This window comes from Globicatella sp. HMSC072A10, from assembly GCF_001811625.1.
Lineage (GTDB): Bacteria > Bacillota > Bacilli > Lactobacillales > Aerococcaceae > Globicatella > Globicatella sanguinis.
In genome coordinates this window covers 1-240 of sequence record NZ_KV805628.1, presented here as the reverse complement: position 1 = coordinate 240, position 240 = coordinate 1, and the positions used below count along the sequence as shown (strand labels likewise).

General features: G+C 38.3%; 1 pseudogene. It reads left to right on the top strand.

The annotated features are described in order from the left end of the window. A pseudogene (locus HMPREF2811_RS01320) lies at window positions 1-240 on the top strand (IS30 family transposase); the annotation flags it as partial.

Below are 240 nucleotides of genomic sequence, written 5' to 3'. Positions count from 1 at the left end.
CGTGGTGAGTACGGTCATTATGAAATTGACACCGTGATTCTAACGCGCAAGACCAATAAATGTTTACTCGTATTAACCGATCGTCGGACACGCCATCAAATTATTCGACTGATTCCGAATAAACAGGCGGCATCCGTCAATAATGCTTTATTAGATATACTCAATGAATATGCGATTAAATCAATTACTGCGGATAATGGTGTTGAATTTTTTAGACTGCATGAAGTCTTTCCTTATGAG